The sequence below is a fragment of the Acinetobacter sp. AB03 genome (assembly GCF_058107045.1).
In genome coordinates this window covers 546,976-568,058 of the sequence record NZ_JBUEBA010000002.1, presented here as the reverse complement: position 1 = coordinate 568,058, position 21,083 = coordinate 546,976, and the positions used below count along the sequence as shown (strand labels likewise).

Here is a 21,083-nt window from a genome sequence, read left to right as displayed (position 1 = left end):
TCACTCATATTTTAACTGTTAGGACTCAGGTTTTTTTATTTAAAGCAAACTATGGGACAGCAGTGATCGGCAGATCCCTTTTTTGCACTCTCAGCACACAACAAAATTAACCTGCTGATTCAGCATCTAATTTTGACTTATTATAGTGCATTCTTTTCAAGCCCGACACCGTTTTTTGTGTTATAAAGTTACATAGTTTTAGATTTATTTTTATTCAATTGGGCTGTTGCACATGACTGACAATACTTCTCCTGAAAAATCACCATGGGGTTGGAAAGCACTGATTATTGCTTTCATTTTAAGTGGAATCTTCTTAGGTATCTTCTACCTTGCGATTACCAATGAGCCTGACTATATGCCAAGTCAGCAAACGCAGCAAAACTCTCAGCAACATGCCTTTAAAAATGCGCCTGCAATGTCTGAAGAAGCCATTACCAAAGCACAAGCGGATAAAGAAGCGCGTGAAGCAAGAGCTCAAGCAGCTTCTGAAGATACCACAGAACATGTAACCGCTGATGAGCACAGTATGAATGCTGATGAACACGCGAAAATGTCATCTGAACATGGTCACTAATATGCTGTGACTAATAAAAAAGCCCTGAAAGATCAGGGCTTTTTTATGGATGATAAACGCATGTGGATATGTGGAATACCACAATCCAAATACTCCTCACCCTCTTGTATAAAGCCCAAAGCCTGATAAAACGCTTGCGCATGCACTTGAGAGGACAAGACTAAAAATGGACGCTGTTGCTGTTGGGCATATGCAATCACCGCCTGCATCAGGACTTTGCCTACGCCCAAACCACGATGTGACTTTAAAACTGCAACACGACCAATACTATGATTTTGCAAAAGTCGTGCGGTGGCGATGGCTTGATCTTGTTCATAGACCACAAAATGAACTGCGATTTCATCTTGCTCATCCCATTCATCTTCAGCATCAATGTTTTGCTCTTGAATAAAGACCTGCTCACGAATCATTTTCGCAGCCTGTTGCAACTCTTCCCATGTTCCGTGCGTAATTCTCAAGCTTGACATTTTCATTTCCCTATAAATCATCTCTATATTGGTGATTGCACTAAAAAGTGATGTTCAGATCAGCATTTACAGCCTACATCTTGCTGATCCCATTGATTATTCAACAGCAATTCCAGTGAATGCTTTTGAATACCATACATCTCTTTCAAGGCTTGAATTTGTGCCAAGACAGCAACATCGGGCGCTTGATAATCCTTACGCTTGGTTGCCAAAATCATTTTATTTTTGCTGGTATGCTCAAGTGCTACAAACTCAAACACTTTGGTTTCATAGCCATAGGCTTTGAGTAACAAGGCACGAATAGTATCGGTCAGCATTTCAGCTTGCTGTCCTGCATGAATGCCAAACTGCAACATGGGTTGCAACACGAGCGGAGCTTTCAGCTGGGGGCGTAATTCTTTATGACAACACGGCGCGCACATGATCATTTCAGCATTTAAACGAATGCCGGTATGAATCGCAAAGTCCGTCGCGACATCACATGCATGCAGCGCAATCATCACATCGAGGCGTTCAGGTTGGTACGTCCGAACATCACCCTGAAAAAAATCAAGTTGCTGAAAATCCGACTTGTTCGCAACCTCCTGACAGAATTCCACCATCTTGCTGTTTAGCTCAACCCCAGTCACAAAAGGGTTCAGATCTTGCTTCAGCAAATAATCATACAAAGCAAAAGTTAAATAGCCTTTTCCTGAGCCAAAATCGACCACGCGCAGTTGTTCAGGCAGCTGAATATGACTTAGTGCCCCTGAGAAAATTTCGACAAACTTATTAATCTGCTTCCACTTACGCGCCATACTGGGAATGATGTGCGCTTTTTCATCGGTAATACCAAGCGGCTGTAAGAAATAACTGTCTTGATCGACAAAACGCTGTTTGACACGGTCATGACCTTTCTGCTCAACAGCTTTGGTTACCGTTTTATTTTTACTTTGCGTCAGTATGGCTTTCTTCTTGTTCTTCTTCAGTTGCCACTCTTGTTCAGTTGTCAGCAGATTGGCTTGTTTACACTGCGCCAAAAGTGCAGTTACCGTATCAAGTGCTGTGTCTAATGAATAATTTTTGGTGACATCTTGGGTTTTATGGCGATATAAACAGCTCAATACAAGCTGTCCTTGCAACATGACGACTCGAAAAGTCATCTTCTCGAGTTGCTCCAGTTCACCCTGATATTGACTCAGAATCATCCGATCAAAACTTTGAGATTCAAGCGCTTGCTGGAAGGCTTGAAGGAATTGCTGCTCTTGCGCAGAGGACGATACCGAAACGGTCATAATAGAAACCAAAAAAAGAATTGCGATTAAATTTTAAAGCGTCTTACGCTAAATGCAAATTTGAATTACGATACAGTTGTATATTTTATAAAAATGCACATGACTTATGAGCGCTCACCCTGTTGTAAACTACGATCCAGTTGAAGAAAGAATCAATTTTATTAGCCATGCTATTGGAGCAGGTCTTGCACTCATAGCGGGTATTTTATTGATTATCAAAGGGTCTTACTTAGAAACAGCGCAGTGGATCGGGCTGTGGGTCTATGCTTTGAGCCTATTTTTATTATTTGCCGCATCAAGCTTGTATCATCTTGCGGAATCTCCAGAGCGTCGCGGCTGGTATAAAAAATTAGATCACACTGCCATTTATTATCTGATTGCAGGCACCTATACTCCATTTTTGTCTATCGCACTGCCCACACAAAAAGCCCATTACCTACTCATTGCACTTTGGGTGATTGCACTCATTGGTACACTATTCAAGTTAGTTTTCATTCATCGCTTTGAAAAAATTTCACTGATTGCTTATCTGCTTATGGGTTGGTTGGCTGTACTGGTAATGGATGATATGCAACGCTTTTTATCTAAACCAGCTTTGACTTTTTTAATCATTGGTGGACTTTCCTATACCATCGGTGCATTGTTTTATGCGCTAAAAAAGGTAAGATATACGCACGCTATCTGGCATATTTTTGTATTGATTGGTGCAGGATCACATTTCCTGTCCATTTATCTTTACGTGATATAACCCGCGCACACTACATTTTTTAGTAACCCTAATTCCGTAGTCTGTTCGAGGAACATTCGTATTTTTTTAAAAAATTACGCCTTTTTTAAAAAGATGACGCTTTTAAAACTCAGTTCGACTATTTTTTAAGTGTAAGGTCTACCATGGCGTCATTAAATACTGCTGTTGCTGAACAGCAGCCTGTAAACTCAAAATTCCGCGTACTTACAGCCAGTCTGGTAGGTACAACTATCGAATTCTTCGATTTTTATATTTATGCCACTGCGGCTGTCATTATTTTTCCGTACCTGTTCTTTCCAGCAAGTACCGATCCAATGACTGCAACCATTCAGTCTTTGGCAACCTTCGCGATTGCCTTTATTGCACGCCCGATTGGCGCTGCACTCTTTGGACATTTAGGTGATCGTATCGGCCGAAAGGCGACCTTGGTTGCAGCTTTGCTGACCATGGGACTTTCAACCGTGTGTATCGGCTTATTACCCACCTATGCACAAATTGGAATTGCCGCACCATTACTGCTTGCGCTGTGTCGTTTAGGTCAAGGTCTCGGCTTAGGTGGTGAATGGTCGGGTGCGGTATTGCTTGCCACAGAAAATGCACCTGAAGGTAAGCGTGCTTGGTATGGCATGTTTCCCCAACTGGGCGCGCCGATCGGCTTTATCTTAGCAACGGGTTCATTCTTAACGCTGGGTCATTTTATGACTGAAGAAGCGTTCATGACTTGGGGCTGGCGTATTCCCTTTATCTCAAGTGCTTTACTGGTGATTGTAGGCCTCTGGATTCGTTTACAACTCCATGAAACCCCCGCGTTCCAGAAAGTTTTAGACAAGCAAAAAGAAGTTAACATTCCATTTAAAGAAGTGATCACCAAGCACTGGGGCATGTTAATTTTAGGTACCATTGCAGCCATCTGCACCTTTGTGGTGTTCTACCTCACGACAGTATTTGCTTTACAATGGGGTACCAAACAGCTGGGTTACACCCGTGAACAGTTCTTACAACTTCAACTGGTCGCAACCCTCTGCTTTGCTGCATTCATCCCTTTGTCTGCGGTTTTTGCGGAAAAATTTGGTCGTAAAACCACCTCTATTGCAGTCTGTATTGCTGCGGCGTTATTTGGTTTAGTATTCTCAAGCATGTTGGAATCAGGCAGTACCCTTGTTGTGTTCTTATTCCTATGTATTGGTTTATCCATCATGGGTTTAACCTATGGACCAATTGGTACCGTGCTCTCTGAAATTTTTCCAATATCCGTTCGTTATACAGGTTCAGCGCTGACCTTTAACCTTGCGGGGATCTTTGGAGCATCATTTGCACCTCTCATTGCCACCAAGCTTGCAACCACCTATGGTTTACATGCAGTGGGTTACTACCTCACGGCGGCATCGCTTCTGTCTTTATGTGCGTTCTTAATGATCCGTGAAACCAAAAATGATGATGTCAATAATCAAATTTAACCCTGAATTTGATGTCTAAAAACCAGCACAATGATGCTGGTTTTTTTATACCAATGCGTTAACAAACGCTACAAAAACCATATTTAAAATCTGTCGTTTTACTTCAAAAATAGAGAGAGATACAGATGAATAGGATCGAAAAATGGATGAAAAAATACAACAACTCACCAATGAACAACTCCTTGATGTCATCGTATTAGTTGAAGAAAATAAAATTATTCAAGCCATTCAATACATCGCCACACATACTGCTTTTCAATACGATGATGCACAAGAGATCGTGACTGAACTCACAAAGCGGCATGATGCTGCACTAAAAAGCATGTATCGCCATAAACGACATCAACAACAAAGCATACCAACTGCTGAATTAAGACACCACAGCTCCCTTGTGTCTGAAGGACGCAGCTTTACACAACAACAGCCACAAAGCCCGCATAGCACCACAGTGAATAACCTCGATGCAATACAAGACCTACAAGAGCTCCATACAAAAAATCACAACCTTTGGATCGTTTTGGCTGTGGTCATTTTGGTTTTAAGCTTTATTTTTTATTGGTTCTAAACCCAACTTAAATCAGTTCAATAATATCGATCGTCGGTGGTACACGAAAACGAAACGGCACACCCACCATGCCTGTTCCAACCGTGACAAACACATCCGCATGTTCATGTCGGTACAAACCTTTTTTGTGTCCTAATATAGACACTTTTTTCATTACATAGTCTGTGAGCCATGGCAGCTCAACTTGACCACCATGGGTATGACCTGAAAGCATTAAAGGACGGCTGGGTAAAGCGGGTACCATATCGATCGTGTCTGGATTGTGCGATAGGATGACCCACGGCTTGTCCTGCGGTAAATGCGGCATAAAACGCATATCCGCCTTGCCGGCCCACAAATCTCCGACTCCAATCAGACGAAACTCTTCAAATTCAACAATCTGACCTTCAATATCAATCACATTATTCACCTTCAAAGCATGTCTTAACAAATTTTGAATCGGCGGACCTGGATATTGCTCATCATGATTACCATTGACCGAATAGACTGGGGCATTAATTTCTTGCAACACCTCTAATTCTTCTGCCAGTGTATTTTCAGGTTCATAAGTCCAGTCCCCAGCTACCACCACCAAATCAGGTTTTTGTTCATTCAGTCGTTTGACGATGGTTTTCAGCTGTCGCTCATGCCCTGAAAATAGACCAATATGTAAATCGGCAATTAACGCAATACGAACGGGTTTGAGTAATTTATAATCTTCTTGGATTTGATATTGAGTGGTTTTGACATGGACAAAATGCGGTTCAATGAAACGTGCATAACACAGTACACCACTGACCAAAAACACAAAAATAGCTTCATGCCATGAATAATAGCCCTGAAAACCTGCATATAAGCTAAAGAAAAACAAAGGAATGAGTAAATAAGAGAGATAAAAAGCCAACAAATGCACAAAGGCTTTAAACGGATGAATAGTCTCCGTATTGGTTTGACTGATCCATGCCTGATACACCGCCCACCCCGCAAGCAAGGCCATCGCAATATAAAAATAGAACACGACGGAGTGTATATTCATCATAGACTTTTACTCACAAACTGTTCATCAAGAACACATAATCTTCTGTTTATCTTTTCACAGCTCAGAATTATACTCAAACCAAATTTATAGACTTTATGACGATGGAAAAACCTCACGGCTTAGCGAAACAAACTTCATTCCGCTCATCTTCGACTCAGCAAGGTGCTAAACTATTGTTGCTGAGCTGTATGGTTTTGACTGTCCCAGCGTGTAACACCTTACCCAAACAGATCCCACAGACGCCCGTCTATGCCTTTGATTTGCCAACAGATCAAACCAGTTTAGGCAAAATCGTTCTGCCTTTACGTGAACAAAATCCAGGCCTTACAGGTTTCCATGTTCTCTATAATCCACTCGAAGCGTTGGCCGCGCGTATCCATCTCATTGATAAGGCAGAAAAGACCTTAGATCTACAATACTATATTTGGGACAACGATCGTATTGGTTCTTTAGCGCTTTATTCTATTTTGAAAGCCGCTGATCGCGGGGTGAAGGTTCGTTTACTAATCGATGATAACAATGCCAAGAAAATGGAAGGCATTTATTTGGCGCTCGATCAACACGCTAATATCGACATCAAACTGTATAACCCCTACCGCTTCCGTCACTATCGCCCGATGGATATGGTCTTAAATTTAAAACGCATCAACCGTCGTATGCACAATAAAAGTTTCATTGCCGATAATCAAATTTCGTTGATTGGTGGGCGCAACATGAGCAATCAATATTATAACGTCAGCGACAGTTATCAGTTTTCCGATGTTGATGTAATGTTGGTCGGCTCTGCCTCAGATGAAATTGTGCATTCTTTCGATGAATACTGGAATGACGATTATGCCTTTCCAGTGCGTCAAATTGTCAACGCTAACCATTACAGCTTGCGTTATGAAGGTTTAAAAACTCAGTTAGCGCAGCACTATCAGGAAGTGACCGTCCAAAATTATCTCGATCTAGCCAATCGTTCGCAAGCCTTTGAACACTGGTTAAATGATAGTATCCAATTCGATTGGGTCAAAGCCGAAGTGGTGAAAGACTCACCGAGTAAAATCAAATCAAGGGCAAAAAAAGAAGAACATTTAAACTTCCAGTTGCAAACCCATTTAGAAAAGCCAATGGAAAGCATCGACATTATTTCAGCCTATTTTGTACCTGAGCGTAAAGGCAAAAAACATCTGGCTAACCTAGCACAGAGTGACATTCAAGTCCGCGTATTGACCAACTCATTTAAAGCCAATGATGTACCGTTGGTGCATGCTTTCTATGGAAAATATCGTGAAGACTTGCTGAAAAGCGGTGTTCATCTCTATGAGTTTTTAGCCACGCCTGCGGCCGAAGCCCTAAACGAAAACAATGAAGAAATTTCGAAAAAAGCCAAAGTCAGCATCAAAGGATTAAGCCGCTCGAGTCTACATGCCAAACTCATGGCCATTGATGAGAAACAGGTTTTTATTGGTTCATTTAATTTTGATCCCCGCTCTGCCAACTTAAATACAGAAATTGGGGTTTTACTGAACAGTCCACCGCTGGCCAAAGCGGTACACTACACCATGGACCAAAACCTCAGTAAATATGCCTATAAGCTGGTTTTAGATGCAAATAAAAACATTAACTGGCAAATCAAACAAGCTGATGGTTCTACCAAAACCTATACCACTGAACCCAAAATGAATTGGTTCAAACGTGCTGGTCTCAAAGTCGTCTCTTGGCTACCAATTGAAGGCTTTATGTAAGCCTTCAAGCTTATTGCATGTTGGGTTGGGACTTCAAAACTTTCTGATGTAAATCGGCCAAACCTTGCACCATTTTTTGTTGGACCAGTGCCGTTAAACTCTCAACCGTATGTCCTGCGGTACAAATCGCTGGCAGCGCAACTAAATGTGCCGTGACTTTTGGCATTTCTAGTACTTTTTTAACATGCTCGGCAAAACTAATGTTACCGATAAACGGAGAGACTTGGTCAAGTCCGCCCTGTTGATTCACATAGCAAAGCAAACAAATTTGCACATCACGCTGGGCCTCAATTGCTGCGCCTAAAATACGTCCATGAACCTTTTTCACTTTAGAACCATCGGTCGTGGTCGCTTCTGGGAAAAATAGCACAGGAATATCTTGTTTTAAAAATGCTGTAATTTGCTCTCGAATTTTGATGGAATCGCCTGAACCACGTTGAATAAACAAAGTTCCACCACTTTTTGCCAGCTTGCCAAACACAGGCCATTTTTCAATTTCAGCCTTGGCCAAAAAGAAAACTCGTGCGCCTGAGCCTAAAACCGCGACATCTAACCATGAAATATGATTGCTGACCCAAAGTGCAGGCTTACGCGGAATATCCCCGTGGACATGCACATCAATGTTAAACACCTTGCACAGTCGACGGCAAAAATACTGCACGTAACGGGTATTTTGTGGATTGTTAATGTCTTTATACAAGCCATGTCGATAGACCAAATAAAACCCTTCGGACACAGTGCCAAGCCCTGAAGCCAGCTTTTTACCATACAGAAAAAGCTTAGAGACAGCTTTTATTGATGTTGTTTTTATTTCAGTATTTGATTGCATAGACGGTTCACTTGGCACAGCTTCATTCAACATTTAATCATTGATTTCGAATCATTCTATACTGATCTTGAGTAACTTGCATTGATCATAAAAACCGAAGGACCAGATGATTATTTTCAATTTTAATCGTTTAAACAAATTAATTAAAATAAATCAATCGAAATAACAAAACATAGTATGTATATGAACGATCAAATGAATCCTCCAGCTCCGCCGTTAAATCCTGTTCAGGCACTGAAATTTATTATAGGACTCAGTATTTTATACTTTGGCACCTTACTGCTTTTGGTTCAATTATTTCGCTCAATGTAAGGCAAAGGTATAACTATTTCGCTCAATATTAACAAATTCATCTACACTAGAGTTTTCAATGTGAGATCGAATTTAGTGGAATATTTTGAGCAGAAGCAAGGTGGCGAAAAAACCATTTTAGTCAGTGTTGCCATTCATATTCTAGAAGACCTTGATGCAGAAGAATTTCGTTTGCTTGCTAAGTCGGCAGGTGCAGAAATTCTGGAGCATGTTCACGCTCAAAGATTCAAACCCGATGCTAAATATTTCATTGGTTCAGGCAAAGCAGAAGAAATTGCTGCTCGTGTTGAGGAGCTTGAAGCTGGTTTGGTGATTATTGACCATGCCCTGACTCCTAGTCAGGAACGTAATCTGAGTCGTATTATTAAGTGCCGCGTCATTGACCGTACACGCCTTATTCTAGATATCTTTGCACAACGTGCCCGTACCCATGAAGGAAAACTTCAAGTCGAATTGGCTCAACTCGATCACTTGTCTTCTCGATTGGTTGGTACAGGCATTAGCCTCGATAGCCAAAAAGGCGGGATTGGACTTCGTGGTCCAGGTGAAACGCAACTCGAAACTGACCGTCGTTTACTCCGTGTCCGGGTTGGCCAACTTAAAGATAAATTAGAAAAAGTCCGTCAGACCCGTATCCAAGGGCGTGCTGCACGTCAAAAAGCTGCGATTCCAACTGTTTCTTTGGTTGGTTATACCAATGCGGGCAAATCGACCCTGTTTAACACCCTAGCCAAATCTGATGTTTATGCCGCAGATCAGTTATTTGCAACCTTAGACCCAACGTTAAGACGTTTGGAATGGGATGGTATTGGCCCACTGGTCCTAGCCGACACGGTTGGTTTTGTGCGTAATCTCGCGCATGCTTTAGTGGAATCGTTTAAAGCGACACTAGAGGAAACATTAGAAGCCAGTTTGCTGTTGCATGTGATTGACTCGAGCAGTCCAGACCATATGGAACAAATTGAAGCTGTTGAAAAAGTGCTCAAAGAAATTGGCGCAGATATTCCGATTCTACGGGTGTATAACAAGATCGATCAAAGTGGTGAACAAACCAAAATCATTTACGCTGAACCCAATGTACCTGAGCGTGTCTATGTCTCAGCACATACAGGCGAAGGATTTGATCTACTACGTCAAGCGGTACAAGAATGCTTGATGGGTCAAATTCAAAACTTTGATGTCCTACTCAAACCTGCCTATGGCAAATTGCGTAATCAACTGTACGCCCTAAATGTGATTCAATCTGAAAATTATGATGATGAGGGCAACTTACACCTACAAGTGTATATTGCGCCACATAAACTTGAACAATTGATCAAACAAGCACATTTACCGATTGATGAAATTTTAGGTTTGAAAGCAAAACAATTTCATCGTGAACTCGAAGAATTTGAAATCAAAAGCTAAATCGGTTAAAACGTGATAAGTAAAATTTTAATGACAGAACAAAATGGAATGGATAAAAACTGTTGATTGGAAAGCATGGATCGGCACGGTTGCCCTGATCATCATCTTTCGTGAAGCGGCTGTATGGATCACTGGACGTTTTGGACATCCTGAACTGGGCAATTTAATTGGACTGATTAGTTTATTAATCGTCCTTTTGGGTTGGAGAAAATTTCATAAAATTCCAGCACGTTTGGTCGATACCAACAATAAAATCATGAAAGAAAGTGCCTTTGCTTTTCTACCTATCAGTGCAGGCTCCCTGCTGATGATGACGCATTTAGGCAGTGAAATCCCAATGTTTTTGGTGGTGCTATTTGTCAGCACACTAATTCCACTGTGGGTTTACGCAAAAATGTCTAAGAAATGGCTTTAGGAGTGTGCACATGATTCCCATTATTTTCGGTTTTTTCCTAACCCTCGTTGCCTATTTACTGGCAAAGCCACTCAACAAAAAACTGCCACAAATTCCCGTGATTGTTTTTGGCATGTGCTTTGTGATTGCTCTGCTCTTATTGTTAAACATTCCGTATGAGCAATATATGGCACAGGTCAATCCAGTGTTTAACCATCTGCTCGGTTATGTCACGGTCGCATTAGCAATTCCATTGGCTGCCATGCGCTATGACGACCTCCCTCTCAAAGCCGTGGTGGGCATCTTGGTCTTTGCCAGTATCAGTGCGGTCGGACTGCCGATGGGACTGGCTTATCTACTACATTTGTCTGACCCTACCATTATGGCATTTGCCACACGAGCAGTCACAACGCCTATCGCAATTAACATTGCAACACTGCTGCAAGCCCCTGTGAGTCTGGCTATTTTAATCGTGATTTTATCCGGTGTAATTGGTGCTGCATTTTCGCCACTGATCCTCAAACACATTAATGACGAACGAGCATCGGGCTTAGCGCTAGGTCTTGCAGCTCATGCCATCGGTACAGCTCAAGCATGGCAACGGGGAAGTATTGCTGGACGTTATGCAGCCTTTGGAATGGCTGTCAATGCGGTATTTACAGCAATCTGGTTACCGTTGTTTATTCTATACTTGCAAAAAATGTGATACGTTCCTCACATAAACAATTGTATTGTTTAAAAAATCGACTTAAGATGAGTTTGTCGTTGATTAAATGATAAAAGGATTTTGTTCATGAGCAAATTGACACTTGCAATCGCATTCGCTACAACCGTTATGGGTAGTACAGCTTTCGCTGAAGATATTAGCGGCACTTGGAAAAATATTGATGACAAAACTGGGGCGTCAAAAGCCATCCTTGAGATTCGCCAAGAATCAAATGGGACCTATACCGCTAAGATCGTTAAAGTGACGCCTCGTCCGGGTTACACACCAAAAGAAACGTGTATTAATTGCCCTGCGCCGTATACCAATAAGCCTATTTTAGGCATGGATGTGATGAAAGGTTTGAAACACAGCGGTGATACCAATTACACGGGTGGAAAAATCATTGATCCACTGTCTGGTAATATTTATAGCTGTAAAGCAAAACTCAGTTCGAATGGCAAACGCTTAACCTTGCGAGGATACGTGGGCATATCGGCTCTAGGTCGTAGTCAAACGTGGATTCGAGAATAATCTAAGTTCTATTACTGAACAGGCTTGGTCTACGCAATCATTTGATCGATTCATTTTAGATTTTGTAGACCACCTGAGTCACTCATACATTGCATCAAACTTAGTCTGATTGTTTCAAATTCAATGAATAAAAGAGTTTCAGCTAAACATGTATGATTTTTCAATTTTTAAAGGCAACTGTCTAACTCATATCTAAACACAAAACAGTTTGCCTTGTGCAAACTGTTTATTTTTTTGTGTCTTGGATATCTTTTTGTGAAACTATAGAGAACCTTATATGAAAAGTAAGTTTTTTATCGCGGGATTAACATTGTCCATGCTTTGCGGGGGAGCATTTGCACAGGACTTAACAGGGACATGGCAACAAATTGATGATAAGTCAGGCTCGCCAAAAGCCATTATCGAAATTCGTAAAGAATCGAATAATACTTATACTGGAAAAATTGTAAAAATTACACCACGCCCAGGTTATACCCCAAAAGAAACTTGTGTGAATTGCCCTACGCCATATACCAATAAACCAATTTTAGGTATGGACATTATTAAAGGCTTAAAGCATGTCGACGGCACCAATAATTATGAAAAAGGTCGTGTGATTGATCCTTTGTCTGGCAAACTTTATGATGCGAAAATGAAACTGAATGCCACAGGAAAGCGTCTTTCTCTACGTGCATACATCGGTGTTTCTGCTTTAGGTCGTAACCAAACCTGGTTAAGAATCGACTAAGAATAAAAAAGCCACGAAGTTCGTGGCTTTTTTAATGCATGTGCTATTGAACTGGATTATCAACTGCAAATAAGGCCTCATCTTCTAAACGGTAAGCCATTAATTGATGCCCCCAAACACAACCGCCATCTACATTTTGAATCGAATCCGAAATGGTTTTACCTTGTAAAGCTGCCCAGTGACCAAACACAACTTTATGGGTTTGCGCTGCTTGTGAAGCAAATTCAAACCATGGTTTGAAGCCTTCTGGCATTGGGTCACTGAGTGAGTCTTTAAAACTAAACTCCAAACGCCCTGTACTATCGGTTAAACGCATACGGGTCAAATAATTCACGATACAACGTAAACGTGCGTGTCCCGTTAGTTCATCCGACCACAACGTGGGCTCTTTACCATACATTTCTTTTAAAAAGGCATCCACAACATCAAAATCATCCGCTGCAATGACCGCCTCAACTTCTGCGGCTAAAGCAGCAGTTTGTTCCGCTGTCCAATTGGTTGGAATGCCCGCATGCGTCAGAACCGTGGTTGCATTTGGAAACACACACAGGGGTTGTTTCCGTAGCCAATCAATCAAATCATCACTATCAATCGCATCAATTACATCACGAATGTTATCTTTGTCTTTAATTGCTTTAATGCCACGTGCAGCCGCCAGCAAAGTTAAATCATGATTGCCTAAAACTGTTGCAGCCGCATTACGCTCTACTAATTTTTTAATAAAGCGTAAAGCACCCAATGAGTTTTCACCACGGGCAACCAAATCCCCAGCAAACCAAATAAAATCTTGGTCAGGATCAAACTGAATAGTCTTTAGCAAGGCTTTTAGTGCTTCAAAACAACCCTGCACATCACCAATGACATAATTGTATCGAATCTCTGCACCTGTCACCTTAAGTCACCATTTGATCTGCTAATGCCACAAATTGAGCCAGTGTTAAAGTCTCTGGACGTGCCATCGGATCAACACCCGCTTGTTCAAAACCATCTTCAACCAACATGCCTTTTAAGCTATTACGCAAAGTTTTACGACGCTGGGTAAAGACGTGCGAGACCAAACGTGCCAAGGCTTTTTCATTTTTTGCCACAATAGGCTTAACAGCATACGGCTCTAGACGGAACACCGCAGAAGTCACTTTTGGTGGCGGGTTAAATGAACCCGGTGGTACTTCAAACAAGAACGTAGGTTTACAGAAATACTGAATCATCACCGACAAACGACCATATTCTTTGCTATTTGGAGAAGCCGTAATACGGTCAACCACTTCTTTTTGTAGCATAAAGTGCATGTCTTTAACTTTGTCACCAAACTCCAAGAGGTGAAACAAAAGTGGCGTCGAAATGTTATACGGCAAATTACCCACAACCCGTAAAGGACGACCATCTTCAAATAAATTGGTGAAGTCGTACTTCAGTGCATCAGTTTCAATAATGGTTAAACGTTCAGGATGTGGCACACGCCCTGGCAAACCTGCCGCCAAATCACGGTCTAATTCGACCACCGTGAGTGCGTCACACTCGCCAATCAACGGAGAGGTTAAGGCTGCCAAACCCGGCCCAATTTCCACAATGTTATCACCTGAACGTGGTGCAACTGAACGTACAATCTTGGCAATCACACGTTGGTCATGTAAGAAGTTTTGCCCAAAACGCTTCCGCGTATGGTGCCCTTCATCTTTAGGGTTTAAGGCATTAATTTGATACATAAAATTTTCCAACGTGAGTTAATCACTGAACATTAGTGACGAGCTAATTCTAACGCTAAATCAACAGCGACCTGTAAGCTTGAGCTTTTCGCAAGACCAGTGCCTGCGAGGGAGAGAGCTGTGCGATGATCGACTGAGGTACGAATAAACGGTAAGCCCAAAGTAATATTAATGGCTTCACCAAACCCTTGCGATTTTAACACAGGTAAGCCCTGATCGTGATACATCGCCAAAACAGCGTCTGTATGTTTTCATTTTTTAGACCTTAAATGAATCTTTTAAAAATACTTGAAGTAAAATCTAAGACCTTCGCCCCAATCATTTTCAACCTAGATATCAATTTAGCAAATCTATACACGCTATTGTCGAGTTCTTTCTAATCGATTCAATTTGATAAACATGTCATCAGAGATTTTTGCATTTTCTCTTGCTGCTTGATATGTACTCTCTAAAGGCTCACGTTTTTGCAGTAAATTAAATGCTTTCGATTCTAAAATTATCTGAATATCTTCTTGAATTGAAAGCAGGCCTTCACGCATTTCTGCATCATTGACACGCTTAACACCCAATTCAGCATTACCATTAAGCTGTGCCTGAAGATAAGTATTGAATACATCAAAATCAGCTAAAAAATCTTCCATACTGTCTGAAGAAAACTCATTAATTTCAGATAAACTATTGATTGAACGTAATATTCTTTCAGCTATGAAAACTTGATTTTTTGCGATGATCACTTGATCTGAAGGATAATTTTGGCGTGCCATCATATCGGTCAATAAATTATATTCAGCCTGAATACCTGGAATCTTTTCAAAAACAACGAGTTTGTAATCATATAAACTATTCAAATGACGTTGGTTATTCGCAATAATATCAATGTTCTTATTGATCATTTGACCATCCTTAAGCAGATTAGCTAAAGCGCTATCATTCGGTTCATTTTTTTGTACTAAAGCCATCGTTTGATTTAATTTTTCTTGGCTCTGCTTTAAGGCACGTATTGATTCCATATAACCCGATTGAACAGCTTCTTCAGACTGCCTCGGAATTAACAGTGATAAGACTTTTAATTCACAAAGACTTTTGTCTGTAGCCATACTCGTACAAGCCGATAAAATACTTGTCATACACACAACAGATACAATGCTTATGTTCCTCATCACCGATGGCGTTTTTATCTGCTGCTTCTTGTGAAGAAGCATCGACATGATAAACCTCTTATTGATATAAAATTTATTAAAATAGGACTTACGCACTGTTATTTATAGACTCTCTGTGGTAGCAGATGATTTTTATCGAGAATAAAGTCATCAATGAAGTTTTTGATCATTGGTCTAAATAATTTCTTCTGCCAATAATATACATTTTCAAAGATCCGGTATTTTAATACTTTTTTGAATCCGTCAATGCGTAAGTCCTATAAAATTATGATTGTGCTATTTAATGACGAGCTAATTCTAATGCTAAATCAACAGCGACCTGTAAGCTTGAGCTTTTCGCAAGACCTGTGCCTGCGAGGGACAGAGCTGTGCCATGATCAACTGAGGTACGAATAAACGGTAAGCCCAAAGTAATATTAATAGCTTCACCAAACCCTTGCGATTTTAACACAGGTAAGCCCTGATCGTGATACATCGCCAAAACAGCATCGGCATCTTTTAAATTTTCTGGGGTAAATAAGGTGTCGGCAGGTAGGCTCAGGCTGATATTTATGCCTTGAGTACGGTAGCTTTCCAGCACAGGGTTAATCACCTCAATTTCTTCCATACCCAAATAACCATCCTCCCCTGCATGTGGGTTTAAGCCACACACTAAAATGTGGGGATGCTCTTTTTTGAATTTGCTTTTTAAGTCCTGAATTAAAATATCAATCACTTGATGCAATCGTTTTTTGGTAATCGCATCAGGTACAGCTCTTAATGGCAAATGTGTAGTAGCCAGCGCGACACGCAACGTCTTGGTTGCGAGCATCATCACCACACGTTCAACTCCAGCAAACTCTTGGTAGTATTCGGTGTGTCCACTAAAGTGAATCTCAGCATCATTGATAACTGACTTTTGTACAGGTGCAGTTGCAACACCTACACTTTTACCTGCCATGGCATAATCGGCCGAACGTCGTAGCTGCTCTAAGACATAAGGCGCATTTTGAGAATTGAGCTTACCCATTACAACAGCTTCGCTTAACGGTACATGCTCAACATAAAGTTGCCCCTGAGTTGATGATGCTTCTTGCCCTGAATATTCAATCAGTTCAATGTCTAATCCCAAACATGCTGCACGTGTACGTAGCAAGTTCATATCACCAAGGACCACGATCGGACGCTCATCTATACGAGCAGCAAGGCTTAAACAAATATCTGGACCAATCCCAGCAGGTTCACCACTGGTGACATATAAAGGCAGCATAATCAACTCAAGTAAAATGCGTTTTGACTATTATACAACGTCTCACCCAGTATCTCCGCATTCACCGTACTCAACTTGAACCTATTCTTTTATATTTAAATCCTCACTTATCCTGTTTTCACATTCCACCGACTTTCAAAGAAAAAATAAAGCCTTAAACATATAAAACATGAGCAAAGAAATTGCGAGTCGTAACTCCTGTATTATCCGTTATTTTAAAATGGTTCTATGCTGATGATCCCGCATTTCATTCAGTGAAGTCATCAAGTTCAATATCGCTGTTTCCTCATTTTAAAATTTGAACTCTTTTGTGTTTTTTTTAAAAAGAATAAACTTTGATCTCTTCCTTTATACTGGGAAATATCTTAAAATATTGCTCTTGAAATTTTATATTTTCATTTGTGATTCTGAGCAACTTCGTTTAGAATCGCGTCTCCTTTTGTTTGGACAGATTCCATAGTCCAAACCAACTATAATAGGTAGTGGTTTAATGAAAACTCTCAGCGCTAAGCCTGCTGAAGTTCAACACGACTGGTACGTTGTTGATGCTTCTGGCAAAACTTTAGGTCGCCTTGCGACTGAAATCGCTCGTCGTCTACGTGGTAAGCACAAGACTTCTTATACTCCTCACGTTGACACTGGCGATTATATCGTTGTAATCAATGCTGAAGAAATTCAAGTGACTGGTAAAAAAGCGCTTGATAAAAAATACTATCGCCACACTGGCTTCCCTGGTGGTATCCGTGAGACTAACTTTGAAAAGTTAATCGCTCACAAACCTGAAGCAGTTTTAGAAAAAGCTGTTAAAGGTATGTTACCAAAAGGTCCTCTTGGTTATGCAATGATCAAGAAAATGAAAGTGTATGCAGGTACAGAGCATCCACACGCTGCTCAACAGCCACAAGTTTTGGACATCTAAGGGATACAGCACATGGCTACTAATTATGGTACAGGTCGCCGTAAGACCGCAACTGCACGTGTTTTCTTGTCAGCTGGTACAGGCAAGCTCGTAATTAACAACCGTACTCTTGAGCAATACTTCGGTCGTGAAACTGCTCGTATGGTTGTTCGTCAACCTTTAGAGCTTCTTGAAGTTACTGAAAAGTATGACCTTTACATCACTGTTGCTGGTGGTGGTATCGGTGGTCAAGCTGGCGCTATCCGTCACGGTATTACTCGTGCGTTGATCGCTTCTGACGAAACACTTAAACCTGCTCTTCGTCAAGCTGGTTTCGTTACTCGTGATGCTCGTGAAGTTGAACGTAAGAAACTTGGTTTGCGTAAAGCTCGTAAACGTCCTCAATTCTCTAAACGTTAATTCGTTTACCGAATCGGACAAAAAAGCCTTGGTTTATCCAAGGCTTTTTTTATGCGTCATTTTCAAGTTTTAAGTATAAGTTTCCTGCTCTATTCTTACTATAGTCAAACTACTTTATTATCCATACAGGATTCGAAAAAAACTCGAAATAATTCATCGACTTATTTGTATTAGTTTTATAATGATTTGACTATACATGCCTCTAGTTGCATATTCCAGCTTATTTTGATAATTGATGATCTTTGGGAAGTGGTGCATTACACGGCTCGTCGGTTTTCTCATCGACCATTTTCACAGGCCCATCATTATAAACAGTGACCTTACAGCCTTTTACTGTATATTGTTGCTGAATGCCGCCATACATCTAATCCTCAGATACAGAAGTAGCAACATCACAGGCTTCATCGGCAATACAAGCTGCATATTCAGCATTCTGCTGCGCTACATCTACTTGTTCGGCTGCATCTTGATTTTGAGCATAACTACTTGAAATGGAAGTCATTAGTATAATAACTGCGATCGACTGGGTGGTTCTGAGCCAAAGCTGCATGGTTCTATCCTTCTTTTTCATTTATTCCAAGTTGTTCTATTGTATAAGCATATTAAAGTTAAGATGATTTTATTGGCTATTTTTAGTATTCTAACCGATTCACTTCACCTAGTTTCTTGAAATATGTCTGTCGAAACTACTCCGCTTCAAGGAATTACGCTGTATAGCCATGCAGATGATTTTCGCTCCCATTGGATTCGTTATGTACTTGCAGAGAAGCAAATCAAATACCATTTGGTTTTAAGTGATGCAGATGATGAAGATCTCGCCAGCTTAAACCCTTATAATCAGCTACCGACGTTGATTGAAAATGATTTAAAACTATTTAATGCCAATATCATCTCTGAGTATTTAGACGATCGTTATCGTCAAAACAAGCTCTATGCCGATGCACCTATGCCTCGTGCGGAACAGCGGCAGTATATTTGGCGCTTTGAACAAGATTGGTTAAAGCTTGCCGATATGATGCTGCGACATCCAGATACACTCGATGAACAAGCAAAACTGAAAGCACAAAAAAAACTGAAAGATACGCTCATTTCCTTAACACCATTGTTCCAGCATTTCCCCTATTTCATGTCGGAAAGCTTTAGTATTTTAGATTGCATGCTTGCGCCTATCTTTCTACGCTTAAACAGCATGGGCGTGCATTTACCGAAACAGCAATGCCGCCCAATCTATTTATATTGTCAACGTATTTTTAGTCGTCCTGCATTTTTAAAGTCTTTAACTTTGCAGGAGAAAAACCATTATCAATCTGAATTTAAACAGCCGTAGAGAACATTATGTCTGATCAAGAATTAAACCTTACGCCGACTCGTCCATATTTAGCTCGCGCCATTTATGAATGGATTTGTGATAACCAATTAACACCGCATTTATTGGTCGATGCAACCCAGCCCAATACTCTCGTTCCTGAACAGTTTATTCAAGATGGCCAAATTGTCTTAAACATTGTCCCTCATGCCGTACATGCGCTACATATGAGCAACGATGCGATTACATTCTCAGCACGTTTTGGTGGCGTATCTCGTGATATTTATGTCCCACTTAATGCTGTGATAGGCATTTATGCCCGTGAAAATGGACAGGGCTTATTCTTCGATCCAAGTGAGTATGACAATCATACCCAAAGTGAGCAAAATGCTTTAAAATCAGACAATCAAGAAAAAACTGAACCCGCTAAGAAAAAACCAAGTTTAAGATTATTAGATTAATAAAATGGAGTAATTATATGGCTTTTGATTTAGTACAATATTTTGCAGAGCAGATTAAAATTCAAAAGCCTGAGCTTCTGATTCAATATTCAGACGAGGAGCGACTTCAATATATTTCTGAGGCCAACACTCTCTCGCTTGGAAAACTCATCACCTTGATGCGTCAAGATGGCACCAAGCTCTATCATGAGATTCAAACCCAAGATCATCTCTATATTCAAGAACTTGCAAGGCACCTCACCACGTCTCCGCAAAATCAATCACTGTTAGCGAAGCCAGACTTAGAGCATAGCCTGACCACCATGTTAGATCTTCAGCTTGCTGAACTCAAACAACTTGATGTCACGGGGAACTTTGGTGAACATGGAATTCGTGAGCTGCTTGTCGGTCAAATTGAGCACCTCTCAGGTCTGGCTGATGACTGGGTTTGGACAACAAGTGAGCTAACAGAACTGATTGGCTCTAAACCAAAGCCTGAAGAAGAGCTATCATTAGAAGAGACGATGAAGGAGTTTAATCAAATGGTTAATCAACACACAACAGACCACTCAGATCAGCTACACACACAGGTAGTAGAGCAAAATCCAACGCCAACATGGGCAAAACTGATTGAGCCTGCTGTGGCTATTGTTATTTTATGGGGACTTTATTGCGCAGCAAGTCAAATGTTTTTCTAATTCCCAAGGGATGCACTCATTTTGCGCATCCCTTTATTTTTTAATGAAAAATAATTATATATTTCATCGTTATAAATCAAAAAAATCAATTTATTTTTTGCTTTTATTTGTCCAAATGGTAAAATTTACATTTCGTTACAATAGTAAATAAATTAAACACTTTTTCAAATAACAATGAACTTTATCACACTCCTTTTAAAATACACAAAATTAATCACATAATCTGTAGCGAAAACTGACTAAAAGCCTCGGATTCAGTCGTACATTTATTCATCTTTTTTTGTTACATTTATTTATATTGATAATTTTTTGACGACGTCCATATAATTAAACCCACTTGTTAAACAACAAGTTATAGTCAAACTACTTTATTATTCATACAGGATTCGAAAAAAAATCGAAATAACTCATCGACTGAGTCGATTAACCATTCTTTACGCTTACGTTTAACCCATGCCCACATCTGT

Annotated in this window: 23 protein-coding genes and 3 pseudogenes; 15 read left to right on the top strand and 11 right to left on the bottom strand. The window is 40.6% G+C overall.

The genetic code is table 11. The annotated features are described in order from the left end of the window. Nucleotides 1-232: 232 nt before the first annotated feature. Nucleotides 233-574: a hypothetical protein gene (locus ACY3FQ_RS03110; RefSeq protein WP_489773623.1), complete on the top strand. Its 342-nt coding sequence runs from the start codon at nucleotides 233-235 to the stop codon at nucleotides 572-574. Nucleotides 575-606: 32 nt separating this feature from the next. Here ACY3FQ_RS03110 and ACY3FQ_RS03105 read toward each other — a convergent pair whose 3' ends face one another. Both ACY3FQ_RS03105 and ACY3FQ_RS03100 read right to left on the bottom strand, forming a co-directional pair. After that, the gene (locus ACY3FQ_RS03105; protein ID WP_489773622.1) at nucleotides 607-1,041 is read right to left on the bottom strand and encodes a GNAT family N-acetyltransferase; all 435 of its coding nucleotides are present in this window, start codon (nucleotides 1,039-1,041) and stop codon (nucleotides 607-609) included. 59 nt (nucleotides 1,042-1,100) lie between these two features. Further along, nucleotides 1,101-2,315: a class I SAM-dependent methyltransferase gene (locus ACY3FQ_RS03100; RefSeq protein ID WP_489773621.1), complete on the bottom strand. Its 1,215-nt coding sequence runs from the start codon at nucleotides 2,313-2,315 to the stop codon at nucleotides 1,101-1,103. Between the two features lie 106 nt (nucleotides 2,316-2,421). Between ACY3FQ_RS03100 and trhA the strand changes: the two genes are divergently transcribed. From trhA to ACY3FQ_RS03085, 3 genes are all read left to right on the top strand, one after another. Further along, nucleotides 2,422-3,063: a PAQR family membrane homeostasis protein TrhA gene (trhA, locus tag ACY3FQ_RS03095; protein ID WP_489773620.1), complete on the top strand. Its 642-nt coding sequence runs from the start codon at nucleotides 2,422-2,424 to the stop codon at nucleotides 3,061-3,063. A gap of 143 nt (nucleotides 3,064-3,206) precedes the next feature. Then, complete coding sequence (locus tag ACY3FQ_RS03090) at nucleotides 3,207-4,520, top strand: MFS transporter (RefSeq protein WP_125274296.1); 1,314 nt, start codon at nucleotides 3,207-3,209, stop codon at nucleotides 4,518-4,520. Between the two features lie 142 nt (nucleotides 4,521-4,662). Beyond that, nucleotides 4,663-5,085, top strand: a complete 423-nt coding sequence (locus tag ACY3FQ_RS03085) for a hypothetical protein (RefSeq protein ID WP_489773619.1) — start codon at nucleotides 4,663-4,665, stop codon at nucleotides 5,083-5,085. A 7-nt stretch (nucleotides 5,086-5,092) separates the two neighbouring features. Here ACY3FQ_RS03085 and ACY3FQ_RS03080 read toward each other — a convergent pair whose 3' ends face one another. Then, entirely contained in the window at nucleotides 5,093-6,103 is a 1,011-nt protein-coding gene (locus tag ACY3FQ_RS03080; RefSeq protein WP_078389021.1) for a metallophosphoesterase, read from the bottom strand. Between the two features lie 188 nt (nucleotides 6,104-6,291). On the opposite strand from ACY3FQ_RS03080, the gene ACY3FQ_RS03075 reads away from it, so the two are divergent. After that, on the top strand, nucleotides 6,292-7,833 hold the full coding sequence (locus tag ACY3FQ_RS03075) for a phospholipase D family protein (RefSeq protein WP_489774384.1): 1,542 nt from the start codon (nucleotides 6,292-6,294) through the stop codon (nucleotides 7,831-7,833). Between the two features lie 10 nt (nucleotides 7,834-7,843). Here ACY3FQ_RS03075 and ACY3FQ_RS03070 read toward each other — a convergent pair whose 3' ends face one another. Then, on the bottom strand, nucleotides 7,844-8,662 hold the full coding sequence (locus tag ACY3FQ_RS03070) for a lysophospholipid acyltransferase family protein (protein WP_489773618.1): 819 nt from the start codon (nucleotides 8,660-8,662) through the stop codon (nucleotides 7,844-7,846). Between the two features lie 387 nt (nucleotides 8,663-9,049). Here ACY3FQ_RS03070 and hflX point away from each other — a divergent pair, with 387 nt between their 5' ends. From hflX to ACY3FQ_RS03045, 5 genes are all read left to right on the top strand, one after another. Continuing rightward, nucleotides 9,050-10,381, top strand: coding sequence for a ribosome rescue GTPase HflX (hflX, locus tag ACY3FQ_RS03065; protein ID WP_489774383.1), 1,332 nt, complete (start codon nucleotides 9,050-9,052; stop codon nucleotides 10,379-10,381). A gap of 43 nt (nucleotides 10,382-10,424) precedes the next feature. Beyond that, a complete protein-coding gene (locus tag ACY3FQ_RS03060; protein ID WP_004695106.1) occupies nucleotides 10,425-10,796 on the top strand; it encodes a hypothetical protein in 372 nt (123 codons plus the stop codon). Nucleotides 10,797-10,806: 10 nt separating this feature from the next. Further along, entirely contained in the window at nucleotides 10,807-11,481 is a 675-nt protein-coding gene (locus ACY3FQ_RS03055) for an LrgB family protein (protein ID WP_004695104.1), read from the top strand. Nucleotides 11,482-11,568: 87 nt separating this feature from the next. Next, nucleotides 11,569-12,012, top strand: a complete 444-nt coding sequence (locus ACY3FQ_RS03050) for a DUF2147 domain-containing protein (protein ID WP_114837560.1) — start codon at nucleotides 11,569-11,571, stop codon at nucleotides 12,010-12,012. A 277-nt stretch (nucleotides 12,013-12,289) separates the two neighbouring features. Then, complete coding sequence (locus tag ACY3FQ_RS03045) at nucleotides 12,290-12,739, top strand: DUF2147 domain-containing protein (protein ID WP_004695101.1); 450 nt, start codon at nucleotides 12,290-12,292, stop codon at nucleotides 12,737-12,739. A gap of 43 nt (nucleotides 12,740-12,782) precedes the next feature. On the opposite strand, the gene ACY3FQ_RS03040 is transcribed toward ACY3FQ_RS03045, so the two are convergent. The 6 genes and pseudogenes from ACY3FQ_RS03040 to pdxA all read right to left on the bottom strand — a co-directional run bounded on the left by ACY3FQ_RS03040 (nucleotide 12,783) and on the right by pdxA (nucleotide 16,854). Next, on the bottom strand, nucleotides 12,783-13,631 hold the full coding sequence (locus tag ACY3FQ_RS03040; RefSeq protein ID WP_489773617.1) for a symmetrical bis(5'-nucleosyl)-tetraphosphatase: 849 nt from the start codon (nucleotides 13,629-13,631) through the stop codon (nucleotides 12,783-12,785). A 1-nt stretch (nucleotide 13,632) separates the two neighbouring features. Continuing rightward, a complete protein-coding gene (gene rsmA, locus ACY3FQ_RS03035) occupies nucleotides 13,633-14,445 on the bottom strand; it encodes a 16S rRNA (adenine(1518)-N(6)/adenine(1519)-N(6))-dimethyltransferase RsmA (RefSeq protein WP_114837558.1) in 813 nt (270 codons plus the stop codon). Nucleotides 14,446-14,477: 32 nt separating this feature from the next. Beyond that, a pseudogene (locus tag ACY3FQ_RS03030) lies at nucleotides 14,478-14,696 on the bottom strand (4-hydroxythreonine-4-phosphate dehydrogenase PdxA); the annotation flags it as partial. A gap of 108 nt (nucleotides 14,697-14,804) precedes the next feature. Then, the gene (locus ACY3FQ_RS03025) at nucleotides 14,805-15,653 is read right to left on the bottom strand and encodes a pilus assembly protein PilJ (RefSeq protein WP_489773616.1); all 849 of its coding nucleotides are present in this window, start codon (nucleotides 15,651-15,653) and stop codon (nucleotides 14,805-14,807) included. Nucleotides 15,654-15,703: 50 nt separating this feature from the next. Beyond that, nucleotides 15,704-15,820: pseudogene (locus tag ACY3FQ_RS03020) on the bottom strand (IS701 family transposase); the annotation flags it as partial. A 65-nt stretch (nucleotides 15,821-15,885) separates the two neighbouring features. Further along, nucleotides 15,886-16,854: a 4-hydroxythreonine-4-phosphate dehydrogenase PdxA gene (gene pdxA / locus ACY3FQ_RS03015; RefSeq protein WP_489773615.1), complete on the bottom strand. Its 969-nt coding sequence runs from the start codon at nucleotides 16,852-16,854 to the stop codon at nucleotides 15,886-15,888. A gap of 490 nt (nucleotides 16,855-17,344) precedes the next feature. Here pdxA and rplM point away from each other — a divergent pair, with 490 nt between their 5' ends. Then, nucleotides 17,345-17,773, top strand: coding sequence for a 50S ribosomal protein L13 (gene rplM, locus ACY3FQ_RS03010; protein WP_004695096.1), 429 nt, complete (start codon nucleotides 17,345-17,347; stop codon nucleotides 17,771-17,773). A gap of 12 nt (nucleotides 17,774-17,785) precedes the next feature. Next, nucleotides 17,786-18,172, top strand: coding sequence for a 30S ribosomal protein S9 (rpsI, locus tag ACY3FQ_RS03005; RefSeq protein WP_004695095.1), 387 nt, complete (start codon nucleotides 17,786-17,788; stop codon nucleotides 18,170-18,172). Between the two features lie 220 nt (nucleotides 18,173-18,392). On the opposite strand, the pseudogene ACY3FQ_RS03000 reads toward rpsI, so the two are convergent. Next, nucleotides 18,393-18,743 (bottom strand): annotated as a pseudogene (locus ACY3FQ_RS03000) (hypothetical protein). A 102-nt stretch (nucleotides 18,744-18,845) separates the two neighbouring features. On the opposite strand from ACY3FQ_RS03000, the gene ACY3FQ_RS02995 reads away from it, so the two are divergent. Genes ACY3FQ_RS02995 through ACY3FQ_RS02985 form a run of 3 tightly spaced genes read left to right on the top strand, consistent with a single transcriptional unit; the run spans nucleotide 18,846 to nucleotide 20,616 of the window. Continuing rightward, complete coding sequence (locus tag ACY3FQ_RS02995) at nucleotides 18,846-19,499, top strand: glutathione S-transferase N-terminal domain-containing protein (RefSeq protein ID WP_114837878.1); 654 nt, start codon at nucleotides 18,846-18,848, stop codon at nucleotides 19,497-19,499. 8 nt (nucleotides 19,500-19,507) lie between these two features. Continuing rightward, complete coding sequence (locus tag ACY3FQ_RS02990) at nucleotides 19,508-19,939, top strand: ClpXP protease specificity-enhancing factor (RefSeq protein WP_114837879.1); 432 nt, start codon at nucleotides 19,508-19,510, stop codon at nucleotides 19,937-19,939. A gap of 17 nt (nucleotides 19,940-19,956) precedes the next feature. After that, complete coding sequence (locus tag ACY3FQ_RS02985) at nucleotides 19,957-20,616, top strand: hypothetical protein (RefSeq protein ID WP_114837880.1); 660 nt, start codon at nucleotides 19,957-19,959, stop codon at nucleotides 20,614-20,616. Nucleotides 20,617-21,083: the final 467 nt, after the last annotated feature.